16 protein-coding genes, 1 tRNA gene and 2 pseudogenes are annotated in these 21,984 nt (G+C 71.0%); 9 read left to right on the top strand and 10 right to left on the bottom strand.

All coding sequences use genetic code 11. The features are described from left to right. Nucleotides 1–203: 203 nt before the first annotated feature. The 7 genes and pseudogenes from AB0M47_RS34635 to AB0M47_RS34605 form a co-directional block, all read right to left on the bottom strand. Complete coding sequence (locus AB0M47_RS34635) at nucleotides 204–2,222, bottom strand: biotin carboxylase N-terminal domain-containing protein (RefSeq protein ID WP_363421655.1); 2,019 nt, start codon at nucleotides 2,220–2,222, stop codon at nucleotides 204–206. Beyond that, complete coding sequence (locus tag AB0M47_RS34630) at nucleotides 2,219–3,739, bottom strand: carboxyl transferase domain-containing protein (protein WP_363421653.1); 1,521 nt, start codon at nucleotides 3,737–3,739, stop codon at nucleotides 2,219–2,221. Before AB0M47_RS34630 ends, AB0M47_RS34635 begins: the two co-directional genes overlap by 4 nt. Nucleotides 3,740–3,976: 237 nt before the next feature. Then, nucleotides 3,977–4,732 (bottom strand): annotated as a pseudogene (locus AB0M47_RS34625) (serine/threonine-protein kinase); the annotation flags it as partial. 73 nt (nucleotides 4,733–4,805) lie between these two features. Next, nucleotides 4,806–8,411: pseudogene (locus AB0M47_RS34620) on the bottom strand (adenylate/guanylate cyclase domain-containing protein); the annotation flags it as partial. Beyond that, nucleotides 8,408–9,136 (bottom strand): MBL fold metallo-hydrolase, encoded by a 729-nt coding sequence (locus tag AB0M47_RS34615; protein WP_363421651.1) that lies wholly within the window; start codon nucleotides 9,134–9,136, stop codon nucleotides 8,408–8,410. The pseudogene AB0M47_RS34620 and the gene AB0M47_RS34615, both read right to left, overlap by 4 nt. A gap of 58 nt (nucleotides 9,137–9,194) precedes the next feature. Then, entirely contained in the window at nucleotides 9,195–9,692 is a 498-nt protein-coding gene (locus AB0M47_RS34610; protein WP_363421649.1) for a RidA family protein, read from the bottom strand. Further along, complete coding sequence (locus AB0M47_RS34605) at nucleotides 9,692–9,850, bottom strand: DUF4177 domain-containing protein (RefSeq protein WP_253763759.1); 159 nt, start codon at nucleotides 9,848–9,850, stop codon at nucleotides 9,692–9,694. The genes AB0M47_RS34610 and AB0M47_RS34605 overlap by 1 nt, the downstream gene beginning before the upstream one ends. A gap of 122 nt (nucleotides 9,851–9,972) precedes the next feature. Here AB0M47_RS34605 and AB0M47_RS34600 point away from each other — a divergent pair, with 122 nt between their 5' ends. The 3 genes from AB0M47_RS34600 to AB0M47_RS34590 are packed head-to-tail and all read left to right on the top strand — an operon-like array spanning nucleotide 9,973 to nucleotide 13,147. Beyond that, nucleotides 9,973–11,007: a hypothetical protein gene (locus tag AB0M47_RS34600; protein ID WP_363421647.1), complete on the top strand. Its 1,035-nt coding sequence runs from the start codon at nucleotides 9,973–9,975 to the stop codon at nucleotides 11,005–11,007. 29 nt (nucleotides 11,008–11,036) lie between these two features. Further along, nucleotides 11,037–12,020 carry an ArsA-related P-loop ATPase gene (locus AB0M47_RS34595; protein ID WP_253759495.1) on the top strand — a complete coding sequence of 328 codons (984 nt, stop codon included), beginning with the start codon at nucleotides 11,037–11,039 and terminating at the stop codon, nucleotides 12,018–12,020. Next, a complete protein-coding gene (locus AB0M47_RS34590) occupies nucleotides 12,017–13,147 on the top strand; it encodes an ArsA-related P-loop ATPase (RefSeq protein ID WP_363421644.1) in 1,131 nt (376 codons plus the stop codon). Before AB0M47_RS34595 ends, AB0M47_RS34590 begins: the two co-directional genes overlap by 4 nt. Before the next feature lie 21 nt (nucleotides 13,148–13,168). On the opposite strand, the gene AB0M47_RS34585 is transcribed toward AB0M47_RS34590, so the two are convergent. After that, entirely contained in the window at nucleotides 13,169–15,676 is a 2,508-nt protein-coding gene (locus AB0M47_RS34585; RefSeq protein WP_363421642.1) for a transglycosylase domain-containing protein, read from the bottom strand. 467 nt (nucleotides 15,677–16,143) lie between these two features. On the opposite strand from AB0M47_RS34585, the gene AB0M47_RS34580 reads away from it, so the two are divergent. Continuing rightward, nucleotides 16,144–16,434, top strand: coding sequence for a WhiB family transcriptional regulator (locus AB0M47_RS34580; protein ID WP_253759488.1), 291 nt, complete (start codon nucleotides 16,144–16,146; stop codon nucleotides 16,432–16,434). Between the two features lie 275 nt (nucleotides 16,435–16,709). Here the strand turns inward: AB0M47_RS34580 and AB0M47_RS34575 are convergent, their stop codons facing one another. Further along, a complete protein-coding gene (locus AB0M47_RS34575) occupies nucleotides 16,710–17,165 on the bottom strand; it encodes a GatB/YqeY domain-containing protein (protein WP_363421640.1) in 456 nt (151 codons plus the stop codon). Nucleotides 17,166–17,184: 19 nt separating this feature from the next. On the opposite strand from AB0M47_RS34575, the gene AB0M47_RS34570 reads away from it, so the two are divergent. The 4 genes from AB0M47_RS34570 to AB0M47_RS34555 all read left to right on the top strand — a co-directional run bounded on the left by AB0M47_RS34570 (nucleotide 17,185) and on the right by AB0M47_RS34555 (nucleotide 19,570). After that, complete coding sequence (locus AB0M47_RS34570; protein WP_363421638.1) at nucleotides 17,185–18,090, top strand: metallophosphoesterase; 906 nt, start codon at nucleotides 17,185–17,187, stop codon at nucleotides 18,088–18,090. A gap of 95 nt (nucleotides 18,091–18,185) precedes the next feature. Next, nucleotides 18,186–18,262 (top strand) — tRNA-Pro (locus tag AB0M47_RS34565). Between the two features lie 205 nt (nucleotides 18,263–18,467). After that, on the top strand, nucleotides 18,468–18,698 hold the full coding sequence (locus AB0M47_RS34560; RefSeq protein WP_363421636.1) for a hypothetical protein: 231 nt from the start codon (nucleotides 18,468–18,470) through the stop codon (nucleotides 18,696–18,698). Between the two features lie 191 nt (nucleotides 18,699–18,889). Continuing rightward, nucleotides 18,890–19,570, top strand: a complete 681-nt coding sequence (locus AB0M47_RS34555) for a DUF3159 domain-containing protein (RefSeq protein ID WP_363421634.1) — start codon at nucleotides 18,890–18,892, stop codon at nucleotides 19,568–19,570. 173 nt (nucleotides 19,571–19,743) lie between these two features. On the opposite strand, the gene AB0M47_RS34550 is transcribed toward AB0M47_RS34555, so the two are convergent. Further along, nucleotides 19,744–20,553, bottom strand: a complete 810-nt coding sequence (locus tag AB0M47_RS34550) for a DUF4239 domain-containing protein (protein ID WP_363421632.1) — start codon at nucleotides 20,551–20,553, stop codon at nucleotides 19,744–19,746. A 29-nt stretch (nucleotides 20,554–20,582) separates the two neighbouring features. On the opposite strand from AB0M47_RS34550, the gene AB0M47_RS34545 reads away from it, so the two are divergent. Beyond that, on the top strand, nucleotides 20,583–21,836 hold the full coding sequence (locus AB0M47_RS34545) for a hypothetical protein (RefSeq protein ID WP_363421630.1): 1,254 nt from the start codon (nucleotides 20,583–20,585) through the stop codon (nucleotides 21,834–21,836). Nucleotides 21,837–21,984: the final 148 nt, after the last annotated feature.

Here is a 21,984-nt window from a genome sequence, read left to right as displayed (position 1 = left end):
GCGGCGCCCCCTCGACCCGTTCCCCCCACCCCCTCCCCACCCCTCCCCGCCCCCGCCCCACCCCCACTTCGACCCGTTGATCATGGTGTTTCCAGTCATGACACACCGACGAGACCACGGTTAACTCCATGATCAACGGGGAGAGACCGGTGGGGCGGGGCGGGAGGGGGTGGGGGAGGGAGGGGTGGGGTGGGAGGGGGCAGCTAGGGGGTGAGGACGGCGAGGACGGTGCCGGTGTCTACCTGCGACCCCGCGCTCACCGGCAGGGCGGTGACGATGCCGGCGGCGGGCGCGTGCACCGGGTGCTCCAGCTTCATCGCCTCGACGGTCATCAGCAGTTCGCCGATGTCCACCCGCTGGCCGGGCACGACCAGCACGCGGCCGACCGCGCCGGGCAGTGGAGCGGTCAACGCCCCTTCGGCGAGTTCCGATCCCGGTAGCGGGAAGCGGGGCAGTTCGGTCAGCGCGAGCGAGCCTTCGACGCTGTCGACGTAGGTCACCGCGCCCACCCGATGCAGGTGGACGGCGAGCAGGATGCCGATCACGTCGAGGACGACCAGCGTCGGGGTCGCCGACACCACCGCCACCGGCGGATGGTCTTCGGAGAGCCCGGGTTGGCCCAGCGGGGCCAGTTCGAGGTCTTCCGGGTCGACGGCGCGTACCCACCATTGGGCCAGCGCTCCGGTACGCGAGAAGCGGTACCCGACCTCGACCGGCCCCGCCGGGCCCTCGTAGACGGCGGTCTGGGCGGCGGTGGGGACGTTTCGCCAGCCCGACGGGATGCTGGCCTGCCAGGTCGCGCCGTTTCGCCGTGCGGCGGCCGCCCCCAACGCAGCAGCGAGACACGACAGGCGTACGGCGTCCACGCTGGACAGAAGCGGGGCGAGCACCTCGGGATGCCGGTCGAGCATCGAGGTGTCGGTCTGCCCGGCCAGGAAGGTCGGATGGCGCAGCGTACGCACCAGCAGGTCCCGGTTGGTGACGACGCCGTGGATCCGCGCTCGGGCCAGGGTGGCGGCGAGCAGCCGGGCGGCCTCGGGCCGGGTCGGCGCCCACGCCACGATCTTGGCGAGCAGCGAGTCGTAGTGGACGCCGATCACGGAACCCGGTTCGACGCCGCTGTCCAGGCGGATGCCGGGCGCGGTCAGGATGCCGAACCGGCCGGCGACGCCGGGGATCTCCAGCCGGTGGATCTCGCCGGTGGCCGGGAGGTGGTTGGCGGCCGGGTCCTCGGCGCACAGCCGGGCCTCGATCGCGTGCCCGCGCAGCGGCGGCGGGGTGAGCACCGGCAGCGGCCCGCCTTCGGCCACGACGATCTGCATCCGGACCAGGTCGACGCCGGTCACGCATTCGGTGACGGCGTGCTCGACCTGGAGCCGCGTGCTCATCTCTAGGAAGTAGAAGTCGCCGTTCGGGGTCAGTAGGAACTCCACCGTGCCGACGCCGATATAGCCGACCGCCTGCGCGGCCGCGATCGCCGCCCGGCACAGATGCTCACGCAGTTCCGGCGTCACCACCGGCGACGGCGTCTCCTCGATGACCTTCTGGTGCCGGCGCTGGATCGAGCACTCCCGTTCGCCGAGGGTGACGATCCCGCCCTGCTGGTCGGCCAGGACCTGGACCTCGATGTGGCGCGCGCCCTCGATGTACTTCTCGCAGAACACGTCCCCGTCGCCGAACGCGCCGAACGCCTCCCGGCGGGCCGACGAGACGGCCTCGGCGAGGACGGCGCGCTCGCGGACGATCCGCATCCCCCGGCCACCGCCGCCGGTGGACGCCTTCACCAGCACCGGAAACTCGTCGACCTGGTCGGGATCGGTCCAGCTGGGCAGGGTCGGCACGTCGGCCTCGGCGAGCAGCGCCTTGGCGTCGACCTTGTCCCCCATCACCTCGATGACTTTGGCGGGCGGGCCGATCCAGAGCAGGCCGGCCTCGGCGACCGCCTCGGCGAAGTCCGGGTTCTCGGCGAGGAAGCCGTATCCGGGGTGGATCGCGTCGGCCAGCGTCTTGCGGGCGGCCGCGATGATCAGGTCACCGCGCAGATAAGTCGCGCTGGGCGCGGCCCCCGGCAGGTGGACGGCGTAGTCGGCCTCGGCGACATACGGTGCGTTCGCGTCCGGATCGGAGTAGACGGCGACCGTCTCGATCCCGATGGTCCGGCAGGTGGCGAAGATGCGCCGCGCGACCTCGCCGCGGTTGGCGACGAGCAACCGCCTGATCATGCTCCCCCCAAAGTGGACGTCGCCCCGATCGGGGGCAGGACCGACAGGCAGATGCCGAGCACCGTACGGGTGTCGCGGGGGTCGATGACGCCGTCGTCGTGCAGCAGGCCGGACTCGTGCAGCGCGCTGGCCGGCGGGATGTCGGGGGTGCCGGCGCCGGTCTCGTCGACCGCCGTCCGGTGCGCGGCGACCGCCTCCAACTGGTCCGGCGGCAATACCGCGGCGCGCGCATTCGGCCAGCTGAACAAGAAGCGTGGCCGCATCGAGCGTCCGCCGAGCACCTGGCCGGCCGAACCGTGCGCGCCGCCGACGGCGATCGTGATCATCGGGACGGGGCAGGTCGCGATGGTCTGCACGAGCGCGGCGGCGTGCATCGAGATGCCGCCGCCCTCCTGCGCCACGCCCAGCCCGAACCCGCTGGTGTTGGGCAGGAACACCAGCGGCACCCGGGCCGCCGCGGCAAGCTGCACGAACCGGGCCGCCTTGGTGACCTCGTCCACGCCCAGCAGCGGGCCCGCACTGGCGATGACGCCGATCCGGTGGCCGTGCACCGAGCCGAAGCCGGTTCGCAGTCGTTCCCCGAACAGCGGGGCGACCTCGTCGAACTGGCTCGCGTCGAGCACCCGGGCCAGGATCTCCCGAGGGTCGAACGCGTCGTCGCCCCGGGCCACGGCCAGCAGATCCTCGGGCTCGTGCCGGGGTGCGACCACCCGTCGCGGCGACTCGGTCACCTCCGGGCACAGCCGGTCGACGGCTAGGCGTACCAGGCGCAACGCGTCCCGTTCGTCCTCGGCCACCTGGTGCGCCATCCCCGTCCGGGTCGCGTGCAGCGTCGAACCGCCGAGCGCCTCGTCGTCGACGGACTCCCCCGTCGCCGCGCGTACCAGGTGAGGACCGGCTAGATGCACGCGCGCCTGTCCGCGTACCAAAATGGTCTGATCGGCGATCGCGGGCAGCGTGACGCCGCTGACCACGCCGAACACCGCGCAGATCGCGGGCACGCCGGCCGCGCGGAGCAAGGCCTGGTCGCGCAGTGACGCACCGCCGGCGAGCAGCAGCTCGCCGCCACCCGCCGGGTCCGGACCGTCGCTCTCCACGAGACTCACCAGCGGCAGGCGGTTGGCCAGGGCGATCTCCGAGGCCCGCGCAAGCTTCCGCAATGTGTACGCGTTGAGCGAGCCCCCGTGAACGGTGGGATCGCTGGCCGTCAGTACGCACGGCCGCCCGGCGACCACCGCGAGCCCGGTGACCACGCCAGCGCCCACCGGCCGGCCGGTGCCGTAGCCCGCCAGGGTGGACAGTTCGAGGAAGGCGCTGTCCCGGTCGACCAGCAGTTCGATGCGTTCCCGGGGAAGCAGTTTGCCGCGGGCGTGGTGCCGGGTGACGTGCTTCTCGCCGCCGCCCTCGACGGCCCGCGCGAAGGCCGTCTCGACCTCGCCGAGGGCAGCCGTCATGAGACCGCGGTTGTCCAGATAAGACGGTGTCCGGGGATCCAGGCTGGTCTCGAGAATCGCCATGTCCGCCCTAAGTCCATCTTCTCCACCGCAGTCGACAACACGACAACGAGTGGTTCTTGAAGACCGGTACGCACGATTGGCGTGTTGTGCCCGACTGGCGCGTTAAGCGGTATCCAGCCCGAACAGCCGGGCGAGCGACCAGCGACGGGGCGTGGCCTCGGTCGGCTCGTCCCCCGGCGACCGGCGCGGCTTGGGCACCACGCCCTCGGTGTGATCAAGTTCCTTGAGCCGGGCGATCAGCTCGCGGGCGGTCGGCCGATGCTCGGGATCGTTCGCCATCCCCGTCCGCAGCACCTCGACCAGCTCGTTCGGCGCGCCGGGGACGTCCGGGATGGGTTCGCCGAACAGCTCGAGCAGGGCCGCGATGCCGCCCATCGCCTCGTCCCGCCAGCGGGGCGGAGCCCCGGTCAGCAGGGCGTAGAGGGTCGCGCAGAGCGCGTAGACGTCGGCCGAGGGCGCCGGGCGGGCGCGGTCGAACATCTCCGGCGGGGCGTACGCCGGAGTGAGGATCTCCAAGTTCACCGTCGGATCCCGCAGCTCGACCAGGATGGCCAGGCCGAAGTCGGCCAGCGCCGGCTCACCGAACGAGCTGACCAGGATGTTCGCCGGTTTCACGTCTCGGTGCAGGACCCCGAGGTCATGCGCGTCGGCGAGCACCCCGGCCAGCTTGACGCCCAGCTCGCGGACCTCGCTGGCGATGAGCACACCGCGCTTCATGCGGTCGGCGTACGACTCGGCGCACAGCTCCATCACCAGGAAGGGCCGGCCGTCGTCGAGGACACCGGCGTCGAAGAGGTCGACGACGAACGGGTGCGACGACATCCGCCCGGCGGCGTGCGCCTCACGGAGGAACCGGCGACGATCGTGCTCGTCGTCGAGGGTGCGATTCTCGACCTTGACGGCGACCTCCCGGCCGACCGAACCCTGGGCGGCACGATAGATCGTCGCGTAGCCGCCCCGGGCGAGCAGCTGAAGCTCGCCGAGGCCGGGGATGACGGGTGTGCTCACAGGGGAGAACTTAGCGGCTCGTAGATGCGGCCGGATATCCCATCGCCGACTCGCAGGCCGCAAGGACCCGTTCGGCCGAGACGCGACTACGCACATCGTCGGCTCGGAGTCCGACGGCGAGCCGAGCCTGCTCCAGCGCCTCCGCCGGTCGGCCGTCCGCGAGCAGGGCCCGGGCGTACAGGGCGACCGCCTGCCGACGGGCGAACAACATCGACGGGGCGTACGGCGCTTCGGCCAACGGGCGCAGCACGTCGAGCGCCTCGCGTACGCGGCCACTGGCCAGGTGCGCCGCGCCGAGCAGCGCCTTGGGCCCGACCTGCGCCGACTCCAGTACGCCGTGCGCCCGGGTCAGCGTCAGCACCCGCCGGGCGTCGCGCTCGGCGCCTTCCGGGTCGCCCTGCTCCAGGCTGATGAAGCCGCGGATGCTCCCGGCCATGCCGAGCAGGAGGGGGTGGTTGACCCGCTCGCCGTACTCCAGGGCATCGCTGAGCAGGTCGGCGGCGTGCCCGAGTTCGTTCAGCTCCCGCGCGATGACGCCCCGGACGACCAGGGCGAACCCGCGTCCCCAGAGATCGTTGGCGGCGGCGAAGTCCCGGTACGCCCGCCGGGCGTCACGGTCGGCGGAGTCGAGTTCGCCCAGCTCGGCGGCGGCGTACGCGTCGACGGCCCGGAGAGTGCCGACCGCCCACACCTCGCCGACGCGTTCTCCGAACGGCAGGAACACCCGGGCGAGCCGCTGGGCGTCCTGGAGCCGTCCGGAGAGCAGCCGGTTGAACGCGAGCGCACCCCGCAGCCAGGCCCGCCCGACCGGGTCGTGCAGTTCGGCGAACAGCCGGGCCGCTCGGGCCAGCGCCGCGTCCGCCCCGGCGAAGTCGCCCCGGGTCGTGGTGACCCACGCGAGGTTCTGCAACGACCAAGCCTGCGACCGGCGATCCCCGGCGCCCACGGCGACCTGGTACGCCGCCGTGAAGCGACTGCCCGCGTCGGCCAGCCGCCCGTTGAGGAAGTCCGCCATGCCCAGGCGGCGCATCGCTTCGGCGCGTTCGGCCGGAGCGTCCACCGCGGTCGCCACGGTCAGCGCCTCGTGCCAGCATTCGGAGCCCCGGGCGGGGTCGCCCAGCTCCCGATGGGCGCGCCCGGCCAGCAGCAGGGCGGCAGCGCGGGCGCGGCCGTCGTCGCCCGCGTTCGCGGCGATCTTCTCCGCCTCGACCAGGGCCTCGGCCGGGCGGCCCGATTGGAGCAACGCCCGGGTGTGGACCAGCCAGATCTGCACCGGCAGCGGCACCGATCCGGTGGTGGCGAGCTTGCGGGCCCGGGCGGTCAGGTCGAGCGCGGTGACCGGCTCACCGGCGTGCGTGGCCCGGGTCGCCGACCGGCCGAGCGCGGCGACGCCGAGCGTCGCGACCGACCGCGCGGACGAATCCGGGCGCAGCCGGATCGCGTCGGCGAGGAAGGCCGCCCGTTCGGCGTGCTCGGCGATGAACTCGTCGCGGGCGTCGTCGGAGAAGCCGGCCAGCGACGGGGGCAACGCCCGGCCGCTGGGTGCGATCCAGGCCGGGGAGTGCTGGCGCGAGCCGCCGGAAGTGCGGTCCAGCTCGGCGTCGGAGCGCTGGCCGACCTGGTCGGTGAGCAGCCCCCGAGCGGCCCACTCGGTGAGGAACGCGTGCCGCTCGGCCAGATCCGCCTTCGAGATTCCGGCGTACGCCGCCTCGCGCAGCAGTGGGGTGGCGAAGGCGTACCCACCGCGCTGGCGTCGCAGCATGCGCCGGGCGAGCAGTTCGTCCACCGCCCGGTCGAGTTCCACCGCGACGACCGCGGCCGGGCGGCCGTCCCGGGACGAACGGCGTTCCCGCAACGCCTCCAGGGCTCCGGCCGGCGTGCTGTCGCCGACGACCGCCGCGTCCCGCAGCACCGAACGAGCATCGGGCGGCAGCGCGTCGATACGCGCGGCGAGCACCGCGGCCAGATCCCGGGAGAGCAGCCGGGCGTCCAGCGACCCCGGCGTGAGCCGCCACTTCGTGTCGCCGTCGGTCTCGACCGGACGGGTCGCCGAGCGCGGGCTCGGCCCACGGGTGAGCGCACCGCGCTCCATGAGCAGCGTGACCAGTTCGGCCAGGTAGAACGGATTACCCTGCGCGGTCGCGAGCAGTCGGTCCTCGTCCGCCTGCGGCAGCCGGCCGCCCCGGAGGTAGCTCGACAGCAACCGGGCGGCGTCGGCGCCCCGCAGCGGCGGCAGCGCCTGCACCTCGGCGTCGGCGAGCCGGGTCAGCAGACCGGCGGTACGCACCAACTCCGGGCGGCCCAGCAGGACGACCAGCACCGGACCGTCGAGTTCCTCCAGCGTGACGCCGAGGGCGTCCACTGTCTCCGGAGTGGCGTCGTGCAGGTCGTCCACGATCACGACCAGCGGCGACTCCAGCGTCAGCGCCGAGAGCAGCTGGGCGACGGCGGTCGCGAGGACCTTGATGTCGACCCCCGTACGCTCCACGCCGTCCGGCAGCCCGTCGCCGATCGCGGGCGCACCCGACGCCGGGTCGGCGGCCACCCCGAGCAGGGTCAGCAGATACTCGGTCGGGATCTCCGGTACGGGCTGCTCCGGGCCCACCCGGGTGGCGAGGCGGCTGGACAGTCGCCGCAGCCGTTCCTCCACGGCGGGTCGCGTCAACGCGGTCGACGAGGCGTCGACGGGCAGCCCGATCGCGGTGCGGACCAGGTCGGCCAGCGGCGCCAGCCGGCGGCGCTCGCCGAAGGCGGCACAGTGGACCGACAGCACCCGGGTCCCGGTGTCGATCCGGCGGGTGGCGAACCGGCCCGGCCCGATGTCGTAGCCGGCCGCGTACCGCTCGACCTCGGCCGCGAACCGGGTCTTGCCGATGCCCGCCTCGGCCGTCATGACCAGGACACGCGGCTGTGCCCGGTCGATGACCTCGGCGAGCCGGCCGATCACCCGGCCCAGCTCGGCTTCGCGCCCGACATAGGAGGCCTCGTCGCCGATGCCGCTCCGGGTGCCGGGCGCGTCATGCAGGCCGAGCAGCTCGAACGTCTCGACCGGATCGCGTTTGCCCTTCAGCCGCAGTGGCCGCAGCTCCCGCCAGCCGGCCAGATGCCGGGTCGCCGAGGCGGTACGCGCACCGGCGTACACCGCGCCGATCGCGGCGGCGTCGGCCAGCCGGGCAGCGGTGTTCACGGTGTCGCCGATGACGGTGTACTCCAGCCCCGCCTGGACTCCGGCGATGACCTCGCCGGTGTTGAGCCCGACGCGCAGCCCCAGCGGAGCACCGCCGCCCCGCTCGTCGTCGAGCACCCGGCGGACCGCCCGCTGCATCGACAGCGCCGCGCGGACGGCCCGCTCGACGTCGTCCTCGTGCGCGACCGGGGCGCCGAAGACGGCCATGATCCCGTCGCCGGTCAGCTTGTCGACGTGCCCGCCGAAGGTCTTCACCGCACCGGCGAGCGCCGACATGACCCGGTCGGTCACCGCGCCGACCCGCTCCGGGTCCAGTTCCTCCGACCAGGAGGTGAAGTCGGAGAGGTCGCCGAAGAGGACGGTCACGTTCCGCCGCTCGGCCTGCGGCAGGTCCGCCGCGCCGGGCAGCGCCGCACCGCAGTTGTGGCAGAAGTTGGCCCCGGGCACCGCCACCGTGCCGCAGATCGGGCAGGTCACGGGTTGCCCCGGAGGTAGGCCAGTTGCGACCGGACGGTCCACTCGGCAGCCATCCGCACGCCGGGGTCGACGTCGGCGTACACGATCCGGACGACGTCCTCCGGCGTCTCCGCGCCCTGACGCAGCGCGTCGCGTACCTGCTCCAGGCGCTCCAGGCGGTGCTGGAGCAGCCAGTTCGCCGCGGCGGCGCAGTCGGGCAGGATCGGCCCGTGTCCTGGCAGGACGGTGACGCCCTCCAGCTCGCTGAGGGTCTTCAAGGTCTCCAGGTACGCCCCGACGTCGCCGTCCGGCCACATCACGACGCTGCTGCCCCGGCCGAGGATCGCGTCGCCGGTGAAGATCACCCGATCACCGCCCCGGTCGACGAGGAAGGAGACCGAGTCGCTCGTATGCCCGGGGCTGGGCACGACGGACGCGCCCTCGATCACCTCGGCGACGCGCTCCGGGGCGATCCGCTCCGCCCCGGCCACCTCGATCAACCGCGGTACGCCTTCCACGTGATCAACGTGACCGTGCGTGATCGTCGTATACCTGATTGCGCCGATCGCCCGGAGATGCTCGTCGTCCGCCGGACCCGGATCGATCGCCAGTACGCCGTCCACAACCCAGGTGTTGGTGCCGTCCAGGGTCATCGGAGAAGGGTTGGGCGCGAGCAAATGCCGGATGAACCCGGGCAGACCGGACTCCGGACCCCACCCCGCTCGCGCCCCAACCCCATTAGTCACGTCACGATGTTACGTCGCTCTCAGCGACGCTCCTTACCTGCTTTTCCGCACGGTGGGACTATTCGCTGACTTCGGCGATGACCTCGACCTCGACCGGCGAACCGAGCGGCAGCTCGCTGACGCCGACGGCGCTGCGGGCATGCCGGCCGGCCTCCCCGAAGACCGCCCCGAACAGCTCGGAAGCGCCGTTGACGACGCCCGGCTGGCCGGTGAAGCCCTCGGCGCTCGCCACGAACCCGGCGATCTTAACGATCTTGACGACCTTCTCCAGGCCGACGAGCGCGTCGATGGCGGCCAGGGCGTTCAGCGCACACCGCGCGGCCAGCTCCTTGGCCAGCTCGGGCGCGACCTCCGCGCCCACCTTGCCGGTCGCGAGCAGCTTGCCGTCGGCCATCGGCAACTGGCCGGAGACGTAGACGTGGGCGCCGGACTGGACGGCCGGCACGTACGCCGCCACCGGCGGCACGACGTCCGGCAGCGTGAGGCCCAGCTCGGCCAGCCGGTCGAACGGGTTCACCCCGGACGCGGGAACGTCGGACACGGGAACCTCGGACATCACGCCTCCTTCGGCCGCTTCATGTACGCGACCAGCTGCTCGGGGTTCGGGCCGGGCACGACGGCGACGAGCTCCCAGCCGTCGGCGCCCCAGTTGTCCAGGATCTGCTTCGTGGCGTGCACCAGCAGGGGCACGGTGGCATATTCCCACTTCGTCAAGGAGACCGTCATGAAGACAAGGTATCCATGACGACCGGGGTGTGAGACAGCGGGACGCGGGCTGCGGCGGGTTGTCCGGGGCCGATATGCTGGGCCGCCTTACGACACTGGGGAGCAGAGCAATGACCGACCCGAACCGACCGTCGGAGGAGCATCCGGCGCCGGGCAGCTACCCGCCGCCCGCCGATCCGTTCGCCACAGGCGGGTACCCGGAGCACACTGCGTCCTCCGGTCAGCCTGCCTACCCGGGCAGTCCGGCGACTCCGTCGAGCCCGGCCCAGCCGCCGGCGTACCCGGCGACTCCGGAGCAGCCACCCGCATACCCGCCCGCGCCGCAGTACGGGCAGCAGCCCCAATACGGGCAGCAGCCCCAATACGGGCAGCAGCCGCAGTACGGGCAGCCCGCGCAGCCGGCGTACCCGCCGACCACTCCGCCCACGACCCAGCTGCCGCAGTACGGCCAGCCCGCGCAGCCCCCGGCGTACGGGCAGCCCGCGCAGCCGGCCCAGCCGCAGTACAACCCGGGCGCCGCCCAGGTGCCGCCGTACGGAACGCCGCCCACGTCGGGCGGGCCGACCTCGGGCGGCGGCTACCCGGCCGGGGCGTACCCGACCTCGGGTCAGGCGTACCCCACGACCGGGCAGACCTTCCCCGGCGCCGGCTACCCGACGACCGGCTTCCCCGGCCAGCCGGAGCAGCCGAAGAAGAAGAGCAAGGCGCCGATGATCATCGGCATCACGCTCGCCGTCGTGCTCGTCCTCTGCCTCGGCGGCGGCGTGGGCGCGTACTTCCTGCTGAAGAACACCGACCAGGGCGGGCAGGGCGCGGCCGACCCCAAGGCCGCGGCGACCGCCTTCCTGGAGGCCTTCTACAAGGACCAGAGCGCCACCGACGCGGAGAAGACGATCTGCGCCCAGGCGCGCGACTCCAAGACGATCACCCAGCAGGTCGACGCGATCAAGAAGCTGGCCGACACCTACTCCCGGCCGACGTTCGCCTGGGACACGCCCGCGGTCAGCGACACGACCGAGAAGGACGCGAAGGTCACCGTCAAGCTCACCATGACCACGGCCGATGAGAAGGTCAGCAAGCAGGAGCTTGTGCTGACCACCATCAACGACCAGGGCTGGTGGGTCTGCGACGTGCAGTCGAAGTAAGTGCCTGCATAGCAGGTAGCCTCAGCAGTGTGACTACCTCGGCTTCGAGCGACGGGCCGGCCGCCAACCAGTGGCCGGCCCGCCTCCATGTGGTCACCGGGAAGGGCGGGGTCGGCAAGACCACCGTCGCGGCGGCGCTGGCCCTCGGGCTGGCCGCCGGCGGACGGCGCACCCTCCTGGTCGAGGTGGAGGACCGGCAGGGCATCGCTCAGCTCTTCGACCGTGACCCGCTCCCCTACGAGGAGCGGACGATCGCGACGACGCCCGGCGGCGGCGAGGTCCGCGCGCTGGCCGTCGACCCGGAAGAGGCGCTGCTGGAGTACCTCACGCTCTTCTACCACCTGGGCGCGGCCGGTCGGGCGCTGCGCAAGGTGGGCGCCATCGACTTCGCCACTACCATCGCCCCCGGCCTGCGGGACGTGCTGCTGACCGGCAAGGTCAAGGAGGCGACCACCCGCACCGACAACCAGGGCAAGCGGGTCTACCACGCGGTCGTCCTCGACGCGCCGCCCACGGGCCGGATCGGGCGCTTCCTCAACGTCACCGCCGAGGCGGCCAAACTGGCCAAGATGGGGCCGATCAAGACCCAGAGCGAGGGCGTCGCCGCCCTCCTGCGCTCCCCCATGACCGCGGTCCACCTGGTCACCCTGCTGGAGGAGATGCCCGTGCAGGAGACCATCGACGCCGCGCGCGAGCTCCGCGGCCTCGGCATCCCGGTGGGCAAGGTGATCGTCAACGCCGCGCATCCGCCGTTGCTCGAAGGGGTACGCAAAGTGACGCAGGCGGAGCTCCGCCGAGGTCTGGCCGCAGCCGGCCTGGCGACGGACCGGCCGACCGTCGTGGGGCTCCAGGAGCAGGCGCAGGCCTATCTCGCCCGGCGCACGGTCGAGACCGAACTGCGAGGTGAGCTGGACGAGGTCGGCCGCCCGGTCGTGGAACTGCCGCTGATCCCGGGTGGCATCGACTTCGCCGCCTTGCGGGAGATCGGCCGCCTCCTGGGGGCGGCAGCATGACTGGTGAGCAGCCTGTGCTCGACGTCGACGCGGTGATCGGCGATCCGGAGATCCGGATCGTGGTCTGCTGCGGTTCGGGCGGGGTGGGCAAGACGACCACGGCGGCCGCGCTCGCGCTGCGAGCCGCGGAGAAGCACGGACGGCGTACGGTCGTGCTCACGATCGACCCGGCGCGCCGGTTGGCCCAGTCGCTCGGCCTGACCGAGCTGGACAACACGCCCCGGGCGGTCCCCGGCCTCGACGGCGGCCACGAGAACGGCGGCGATAGCGGCGGCGAGCTGAACGCCATGATGCTCGACATGAAGCGCACGTTCGACGAGATCGTCGCGGCGCACACCGAGCCCAAGCGAGCCGCCGAGATCTTCGCCAACCCCTTCTACCAGGCGATGAGCTCCACCTTCTCCGGTACGCAGGAGTACATGGCGATGGAGAAGCTCAGCCAGCTCCGGTCGACCGACGAGTGGGACCTGATCGTCGTCGACACCCCGCCGTCGCGGTCCGCGCTGGACTTCCTGGACGCGCCCGCCCGGCTGGGCCGATTCCTGGACGGCCGGATGCTGCGGCTGCTGCTGGCCCCGGCCAAGGCTGGCGGCCGGAGCATGTTCTCCCTGGTCACCGCCGGATTCGGGGTGGTCTCGAAGACCGTGCAGAAGATCCTCGGCGCCCAGCTGCTCTCCGACCTGTCGGGTTTCGTCTCGGCGCTGGACTCGATGTTCGGCGGCTTCCGGGAACGGGCCGAGCAGACCTACCGCGTCCTGCAGGATCCGCAGACGGCCTTCCTCGTCGTGGCCGCGCCCGAACCCGACGCCGTACGGGAGGCTGCCTTCTTCGCCTCCCGGCTGGGCGTCGAACGGATGCCGCTGGCCGGTCTGCTGCTCAATCGCGTACACCATTGTCTGGTCGATCTGGACGCGGACACCGCGCTGGCGGCGGCGGACGAGCTGACCGGCGTCTCGGACCTGACCGCGGACGCCTTGCGGGTGCACGCGGCGCTGGCGGCGCAGGCGGCGCGCGAGCGAGCGGTGATCTCGCGATTCACGGGCGAGTTCGGGCACGTGCCGGTGCTGGAGATCGAGGCGCAGGCGACTGACGTGCATGACCTCGACGGGCTGCGCGCCATCTTCTAGCGGCAGCCCGTCGAGGGCGGTCTACGGCAGCGTCTGGAGCGGCTCCGCCGGCAGGCAGAACGGCGGGCAGAGCCAGGTCTGGACGCCGTCGTTGCGACCGGGCGGCGTGGTCGGCCCGCCGGGCCCACCGGGACCACCCGGGCCGCCGCCACCGGCGCTGATCTGGATCGTGACGTTGCTGCCCTTGCTGGTCGAGCCGCTCGGGCTGGTGCCCGCGACGGTCCCGGCCGGGCAGGACGAGGCCACCGGCTTCTTGTCGACGTCGACGGTGAAGCCCTTGTTCTTCAGGATCGAGGTCGCGTCGGCCACCGACTTGCAGGTCACGTTGGGGATGCTGACCTTGGTGCCGAAAGCGATCTTGGAGCTGGGCTTCTCGAACTGCACCGAGGGCTTGTTCTTCATGGCGTCCTTGAGCGTGTACGCCACCGCCGGGTTCACCACCCCGCTGTGCGGATCCTTGCCGCCGAGATTCCTCCGGCTGACGTTGTTGTGGATGTAGTCCGGGTCGGCGACGATGCCGGCGACCGCGAGCTGCTTGGTCGTGATCATGAAGGACGCGGTGCGCTCGTCGTCGGTGGTGCCGGTCTTGCCCGCGATCGGCTTGCCGACGATGCCCTTGGTTGTCCGGGCGGTGCCGTCCTCGCACTTGCCCCAGAGCGACTTGTCGCCCACGGGGCAGCGGGCCGCGTCGATCGCGGCGCGCGCGACGTCCACCTTCACCCGCTGCTCACAGCGCGGGTTGGCGACGTCGAGGCTGGCTCCGTTGTGGTCGATGATCGCCTCGACCGGGATCGGCTGGCAGTACTTGCCGTCCGCGGCCAGCGTCGCGAGTGCGTTGGCCATCTCCATCGGGGTGTTCTCCGTGACGCCGAGGGTGAACGCGCCCCAGGCGTCCGGGTGTGCCGCGTAGTACGCGTCGTCGCAGCACTTCGTGGCGTTGCCCCGGAAGGTCAGGCCGAGTTCCTTGGCCGCCGCGACTGCCTTCTCCGGCCCGACCCGCTGAATCAGTGCCGCGAAGTAGGTGTTCACCGAGCGGCCGAAGCCCGACCACATGTTGCGTACGCCGTTCATCCAGCTCGGGTTGGCGTTGACCGGGCACCAGTAGCCGCCGCAGCTGGCGGGGCCGGACGCGACCGGGTACCGGGAGACGAACGGGCTGACCGCGTTGATCGTGTAGTCGAGCGGGAAGCCGTTCTCCAGCGCCGCGACCATCGTGAAGAACTTGAAGGTCGAGCCGAACTGGTAGCCGTACTGGTCGCCGCTCATCAGCGGGTTCACCGTGTTCGGATAGGTGCCCCGGATGCCCTTCTTCGACTTCGCCGGGTCGGTCGACAGGCCGTTCTTCGGGCTCGCCGCGTCGTCGATCTTGAAGTTGCGGTTGACCGCCATCGACCGGACCTTGCCGGTGCCGGGCTCGACCGAGACCACCATCAGCGCGTGCTTCTTGCCCGTGGCCAGGTACTTCTCGACGTTCTTCTTCGACGCGTTCTGGGTCGGGACGTCCAGCGAGGAGACGATCTTGTAACCGCCGGTCTTCAGCGCCCGCTCACGCTCGTAGGAGTTCGCGCCGAACGCGGGCTCGTTCATCCACCAGCGCTGAAGGAAGTCGCAGAAGAACCCGGCGCTGGCGACCAGCGTGGCCGTGCAGCCGTTCGGCGCCGGCTTGCCGGTGATCTTCAGCTCGGTCGCCTTGGCCTTGGCGGCCTGCTCGGCCGAGATCGCCCCGATCTCCAGCATCTGGTCGATGACCCAGTCGCGCCGGTTCTTGCCCTCCTTGAACGCGTCCTCGTCGGTCGAGCCGTCGTCCATCACCGGGTTGTACGCGCTCGGCGACTTGACCAGGCCGGCCAGGAACGCCGCCTCCTCGACGGTCAGGTCCTTCGGCTCCTTGCCGAAGTAGACCTGCGACGCCGCGTAGATCCCGTACGCGTGGTTGCCGAAGTACGCGATGTTGAGGTAGCCCTCCAGGATCTGGTCCTTCGTGAGCTTCTTCTCGATCGCCAGCGAGTACTTCACCTCGCGGAGCTTGCGGGCGTTCGTGTCGACGGCCGCGTCGAGCACGTCGTTCGGGTTGTTCGCGGCGTACGTGATCGACAGCCGGACGTACTGCATCGTCAGGGTCGAGGCGCCCTGCTGGGTCTCGCCGGAGTTCTTGTTGGCCACGAAGGCCCGCGCGATGCCCTTGACGTCTACGCCGTTGTGCTCGTAGAACTTGTGGTCCTCGGCGGCGATCATCGCCTGCTGCATCACCTTGGGAATCTCGTCCAAGGCGATGTCCTGTCGGTTCTCGTCATAGATCGAGGCCAGCAGGGTTCTGCCGTCGTTCGCGTAGATCTTGCTCATCTGGGGCGACCGCTTCACCGTCAGCTCGGTCGGCAGATCCGCGAACGCCTGCGCGCCCGACTTGGCCGCCAAACCGGACATCGCGATCGCCGGGAACGCCGCCGCCGCCACCACGACACCCGCGAGCACACCGCAGATCAGCAGCGACAACACATTCGCGAACACGTTGTGATCGCTCTTACGCATCCGGCTTCACCGCCTGGGGGTCTATTGACGGGGGAACGGGGTATCCCACCGGTCGGCTCAGTGTACGAGGAGCGGCGATAGGCCGCTGCTCACCTTGGCGCGGCCGAAATGCGACACCGATCGCCCGCAGCTTCGTTGGTCAAGACGCACGACCCCCGGTGTGCGGTTGCCCTACCCCAGGCAACGTCCGCCCGGTACCCCTTCGGGGGGATCGGGCCCCGTCCCAGCCGAAGAAGATCCACATATGGCACGCCGGAGCGAAGCGCGCAGAAAAATCCGTTTGAGGCGATTTTGCCGACAACATTGCGTAATCGCCTGACTACGGAGCATGATGGTCCGGCGAGCAATGCCGCCCGTCGAGGGGTAAAGACGGGGAGGAGGTCTGCGTTCGCCTGCCCTGCGCGGGGCGGGAGAGCGTCAGAAGACCCCAGGGGCGGCGAGGGGGAACGCAAGGGGGGACGTGAAGCATGAATTCCGACTGGCCCAGCATGGCTGCATGCCGGAACGGAGACCCGGACGCACTGTTCGTCCAGGGTGCGGAACAGAACGTAGCGAAGCGCATCTGCCGGGGCTGCCCGGTGCGGTACGAGTGCCTGGCAGACGCACTCGACAACCGCATCGAGTTCGGCGTGTGGGGCGGCATGACCGAGCGTGAGCGGCGCGCGCTGCTCCGCCGCCACCCACAGGTGATCAGCTGGCGCCGCACGTTCGAAACCGCGCTCAAGGAGCAGACAACCAGGCAACTGGTCACAGCGTGAGAAAACCGGCGGCGGGGGCGATCTGGCAAACCCCCACCGCCGGTTTTTGCTACCCACACTCACCGCACTCACCGCACTCACCGCACTCACCGCTCCGCCGCGCTCACCGCGCCGCGCTCCGCCGCCGCGCCCGCGCCGCCCGCCCATCGCCCCGTTGATCATGGAGTTAACTGTTGTGTCGACGGCGTGTCGGCACCGGAAAGTCCATGATCAACGCGCTTGAGGGCCGACGCGGGGTGGCCAAGTGGGGTGGGGGTGGGGTGGAGGGTGGGGGCTTAGAGGCCGAGCTGGCGCTTCACCTCGGCGCTCACCCGGCCACCGTCGGCCTTGTCGCCGACCGCGGCCCGTGCGGCCTTCATCGCCGGGCCTATCGAGCCCGGTCCGGAATAGTCGCCACCGGCGAGCGCGGCGGTCACGGCCGCGGTCAACTCGTCGTCCGTGAGCTGCTGCGGCAGGTACGCCAGAAGCACAGCCTCCTCGGCCTTCTCCGCGGCGGCCGACTCGGCGCGACCAGCACCGGCGAACGCCTCCGACGCCTCGGCGCGCTTCTTCGCCTCCTTGGTCAGCACCGTCAGCACTTCGCTGTCGGTCAGCTCCTTCTTGACCTTCCCGGCGACCTCGGCGTTGCCGATAGCAGCCAGCGCCATCCGCAGCGTCCGGGTGACGGTCTCGTCCCGGGCCTTCATCGCGTTCCGCATGTCCGCCGTCAGGCGGTCCTTCAGCGTGCTCACGATCGAAGAAACTACGCTAGTGGGCATGGGTTCGCTCGGGAAAATCGCCGCCGGCGCCGTCGTGGCGGGCGCGGCCACCTTCGCGTACGCGTCGCTGGTCGAGCGCAACATGTTCACGTTGCGCCGGTTCGACGTGCCGGTCCTCGCTCCGGAATCGGAGCCGCTCCGCATCCTGCACCTGTCCGACCTGCACATGACGCCGGGTCAGACACGCAAGCAGCGCTGGGTGGCTCAGCTGGCCGGGCTCGACCCCGACCTGGTGATCGTCACCGGGGACAATATGGGCCATCCGGGCGTGCTGCCGGCGCTCAGCGAGGCGCTGACGCCGCTGCTGGCGTACCCGGGCGCGTTCGTCTTCGGCTCCAACGACTACTCCGGCCCGGTATGGAAGAGCCCGTTCAGCTACTTCGGCCACGACCCGGAGATCGATGGCGCGGACACCTACCGGCACGGCGTCGAACTCCCCCACGAGGAACTGCGAGCGCTGTTCACCGCGGCGGGCTGGAGTGACCTGAACAACGCCCGCGACTCGATCAAGGCCGGCGGCCGCGTCGTCGACCTGGTCGGAGTGGACGACCCGCACATCGACCGCGACGACTACACCGGCTTCCGGCGTACGCCCGAGGCAGCGCTCGCCATCGGAGTCAGCCACACGCCGGAGCCCCGCGTACTCGACGAGATGGCAGCCGACGGCTGCGATCTCCTCCTCGCCGGGCACACCCACGGCGGCCAGGTACGCGTACCCGGCGTAGGCGCCCTGGTGACCAACTGCGGACTGGACCGGAGCATGGCCCGGGGCCTGCACCGCTGGCTCGGCACCGACGCGTGGCTGCACGTGAGCGCGGGCCTCGGTACGCACCCGACCGCGCCGATCCGGTTCGCCTGCCGGCCCGAAGCCTCGATCCTGACCCTGATCCCCCGCTGATCCGTTCTTGATCCGCTCGCGGCGGCTCGGGGAGTTCTGGGGGATACCCAGTTTGGCGGGGGCGGGGGCGTCCGCTACTATTTCCGAGTTGCCATCGGGGTATGGCGCAGCTTGGTAGCGCGCTTCGTTCGGGACGAAGAGGCCATCGGTTCAAATCCGGTTACCCCGACCATGTCAGGGCCGCTCGCAAGAGCGGCCCTGAGTCGTTTACCTCCGCCTTCGTCATCCTCGGTCAGCGCTCGACCAGTGAGCGCTCGACGGGACTGCGCCCTGACCGCATGGGTTGCTACCGTGCGGCCATGTGAGGGACGACGAAAGCCAGCGCTCCGCGGATCAAGGAGCCGACCCGGCCCAAGGCGAACCCCTGGCTTGTCGGCTTGACCTGGTTCGGTGCCGGGATGTTCCTCATCGGCCTGACGGCCTTCACTCTCGGGCTGGACAATCGGTGCTATGCGGGCCCGAACGGAGATGTCTGCAAGGTCGACTTGACCGAGATCAACGTTCTGGTGCTCGTCGGGATTCACATGCTGTCGGCGAGTCTCGTGACCTGGGCCATCGCGGCGGCCGCAGCCGGCGTCCGCTGGCGCAGCGGCGACGAACGCCATTAGTGGTCGGCCCCCGATGGGCGTCCGAGTCAGGTCGCGGATCGACCCACGGCCTGTTGGACGGCGGAAACGTTAGCCTACCCTAAGTTCATGACGTGGCGGCTGCGACATCGAGCACGCTCGCATGGGCTGTCGACAGCCGGTGCAGTTATCGTCAAGACGCTGCGGAACTGGCCGGCTACCGAGGATGACGTATGAGCGACAGCGAGGCACGGCAGGAATCGCTGCACGACGTGCTCGGCGGCTATCGCGGTGCGGTGGACGCGACCGTCGGGCCGCTGGCGTACGTGGCCGGGTATCTCGCCGGCGGCAAGTCCATAGCGTGGGGGGCGATCGCTGCCGGCGTCGCCACCGTCGGTGTGGGGCTGTGGCGCTGGCGGCGCGGCGGGAAGCTCACGGCTGTCCTGCTCGGCGCGCTCGGCGTCGGGGTGGCCGCCACGATCGCGCTCTACACCGGACGCGGCTCGGACTTCTTCCTGGCTCGGCTGGCCAGCAATGTGGTCAGCGCGCTCGCCTGGTCGGTGAGCATCGTCGCCCGGTGGCCGTTGCTGGGTGTCGTCGTGGGCACTGTCCTCGGGCAGAAGACGCGCTGGCGGAAGGATCCGTGGCTGCGGCGCGGCTATCAGCGCGCGAGCTGGATCTGGGTCGGCCAGTACGCCGTCCGCATCGCGGTCTTCACCCCGCTCTGGCTCGCCGACGCGACCACCGCTCTCGGCTTGACGCAGGCCGCGCTGACCTGGCCGCTGGTCGCCGCCTGCCTGGCGTTGAGCTGGGTGGTGCTGCGGAAGGCGCTTCCGGAGGCCCATCCCGGCATTCGGCATCCCGTCACGGCCGAGTCCCTGGCGGAGACGCCCGATCCCGATCGGGTCCGCTGACCCGTTTCCCTTCGTTGATCATGGGTTTTCCGGCTTCGCCACACCGTCGACACCACAGTTAACTCCATGATCAACGGGGACAGGGCGGGGACAGGGCGGCGGCGCGAGCAGGGCGGCGAGGCGAGCGGGCGGCGGCGGGACGGGGCGCAGGCGGAGGGGGCGGGCGGGGGCGGCTAGCTGGAGAGTTGGGCGAACCGCGCGAGGGCGAACCGGAACGCGTCAGGTTCGATCCGCTCCCCCCGCGCGAACGGGTATTCGAGCTGGTAGACGGCGTACAACAGCAGGACGACCATGACCGTGAGCCCGACGGTGAAGATGAGTTGGGGCACGAGCCCGGCGATGTCGAACAGGTACGCGAAGGCGATGGTCAGCAGCCCGCCGCCGACGAGCAGGAACCACATCACCAGCGGGAGTCCGCGCGTGGAGGCGGTTGCGCGGGCGGTGCGGGCTTCGGAGGCGGTCGTGAGGGCGTTCATCGCGGCTTCGTAGGAGTCGACTGTGGCGTCGGACGCGTCAGCGTCCGGGGCGGTGCCGCGGACCGCCTCGCGAAGCCGGTCGAGCGTGTTCCAGCCGTTGAGCGGGACTGACTCGTGGTGTTGCATCGCCGGCCATTCGTCCCGGATGACCTGTTCGGCGTACGAGCGGGCGAGCAGGTGGATCTCGGAGCGGGCCGGGTCCTGGACGTTCTCGGCGTACGCGTAGACGTCGACGAGCGCGGTGGCTTCGGTGAAGGAGTCCTGGCGGGCGGAGCCCATCTGGTCCCAGACGGTGATGACGACGAAGGCCAGCACGATGGCGTACAGGACGCCGACGACGGCGAACACCATGCCGATGGCGTCGACGTAACCGTCGTGCCGTTCCCGGGCGGCGTCGGTGAACCGCTGGACGACGATGACGATGCCGGCCGCGACGAGTGCCGTGACGACGGCGACCAGGATGCCGGCGAAGATCAGTCCCACGTAGACCAGAACGGCGTCCGTCACGCCTCGTAACGGGCGGCGTTGTGCTCGTTATGCGGATGATCGCGTACGCCGTGGCCGGGGCGATTCCGCTGGTCGGGCTGGCCGCCATGAGCGCTGCCGGACCCGAAGCGGTGAGGTCGTGCGGCGCGGTTCAGGTGCGTACCGCCGCCACCGGGCCGTCCACATTAGTCACCGTCGGGGCGGACGGCGTACCGGTGTCGATCCGAGTCCTCCCCCAGCGGATCAACGCGATCGGCCGCGACGACGACAACTCGCTCTATGGCATCGCACAGCCCGTGGGCGCGCGGGCACAGTTCGTGCGCATCTCCGCGCTTGGGCAGATCAGCATGCTCGGTGCCGCGCGCGGCCTCGGCGACGTCTTCGTCGGCACCGCGCACGCCGGAAGACTGCTCCTGCTGAGCGGAAGAGACCTGGTCACGGTGCGAATCGCCGGGCTGGCCCGGACCGTGGTGCCGCTGAGCGCGCCGGTGGAGATCGGCGACTGGGCCTTCGATCCCACACGCCGAGCACTGCTCTCGATTTCGACCGCGTCCGGCCGGCCGGCGTTGATCTCGGTCGACCCGACGATCGGCACAGTCACGACGCTCGGTTACCCGGCCGGCTTGCCTCGCGACAGCTACGGCGCGATCTGGCTCGGTCACGACGCGCTGTTCGCCCTCCAGAACGAAACCGGCACGACCTATCGCGTACCGCTCGGCGGGCAGGCGGCCACGCGGGTAGCGATGGGCGTACCGGTCACGGCCGCCGACGCCGCGAGCTGCGCGGTTGTTCCGACTCCGCCCGCGAGTCCCTCGCCGTCGCCGGTCTCGCCTTCTCCAGTGGTACGCCCAACGCCGAGCCCGAGTCCGGTCAGTCCGTCCCCGTCCCCTTCGCCGTCGGCATCCCTGATCTCGCCGACGGCGATCGCAGTCCCGCCCAGCCCGACGGCTCCGCCCAGCCCATCAAGGCCGCCCAGCCCATCGAGCCTGCCCAGTCCGCCGAGTCCGCCGAGTCCGCTCAAGCCTCCGGCGGTCGTGGTGCCGCCGAAGCCCGCCCGAGTCGTGCCGCGAGTCGTGCCGCCGCCATTGATCCCCCGACCGGTTCCGCCACAGTCACCGGTTCTCCCGCGAGTGGTGGTGCCGCCGGCACTCCTGCCCACCCCGCCGCAGCGAATAAGTCCGATCGTGGCGAACGCAGAGTCCCACGAACAGCAACGCGAAAGGTCACGTCGCCGGGTGGCGGTCGCCGCCGCGGTGATGACGCTCGGCGCGGTTCTCGCCCGATCCCGTACGCGCACCCGCTGACCCTCGACCCCCCGCCGACCCCGCTCCGGGACCGTTGATCATGGGGTTTCCGGTCACGACACACCGCCGAGACCACAGTTAACTCCATGATCAACGGATCGGGGTGGGTGGGTGGGTGGGGGGTGGGGGGTGGGGGGTGGGTTAGGGG

Source organism: Hamadaea sp. NPDC051192, from assembly GCF_040682475.1.
Lineage (GTDB): Bacteria > Actinomycetota > Actinomycetes > Mycobacteriales > Micromonosporaceae > Hamadaea > Hamadaea flava.
This window is presented reverse-complemented; position numbering and strand designations above follow the sequence as displayed.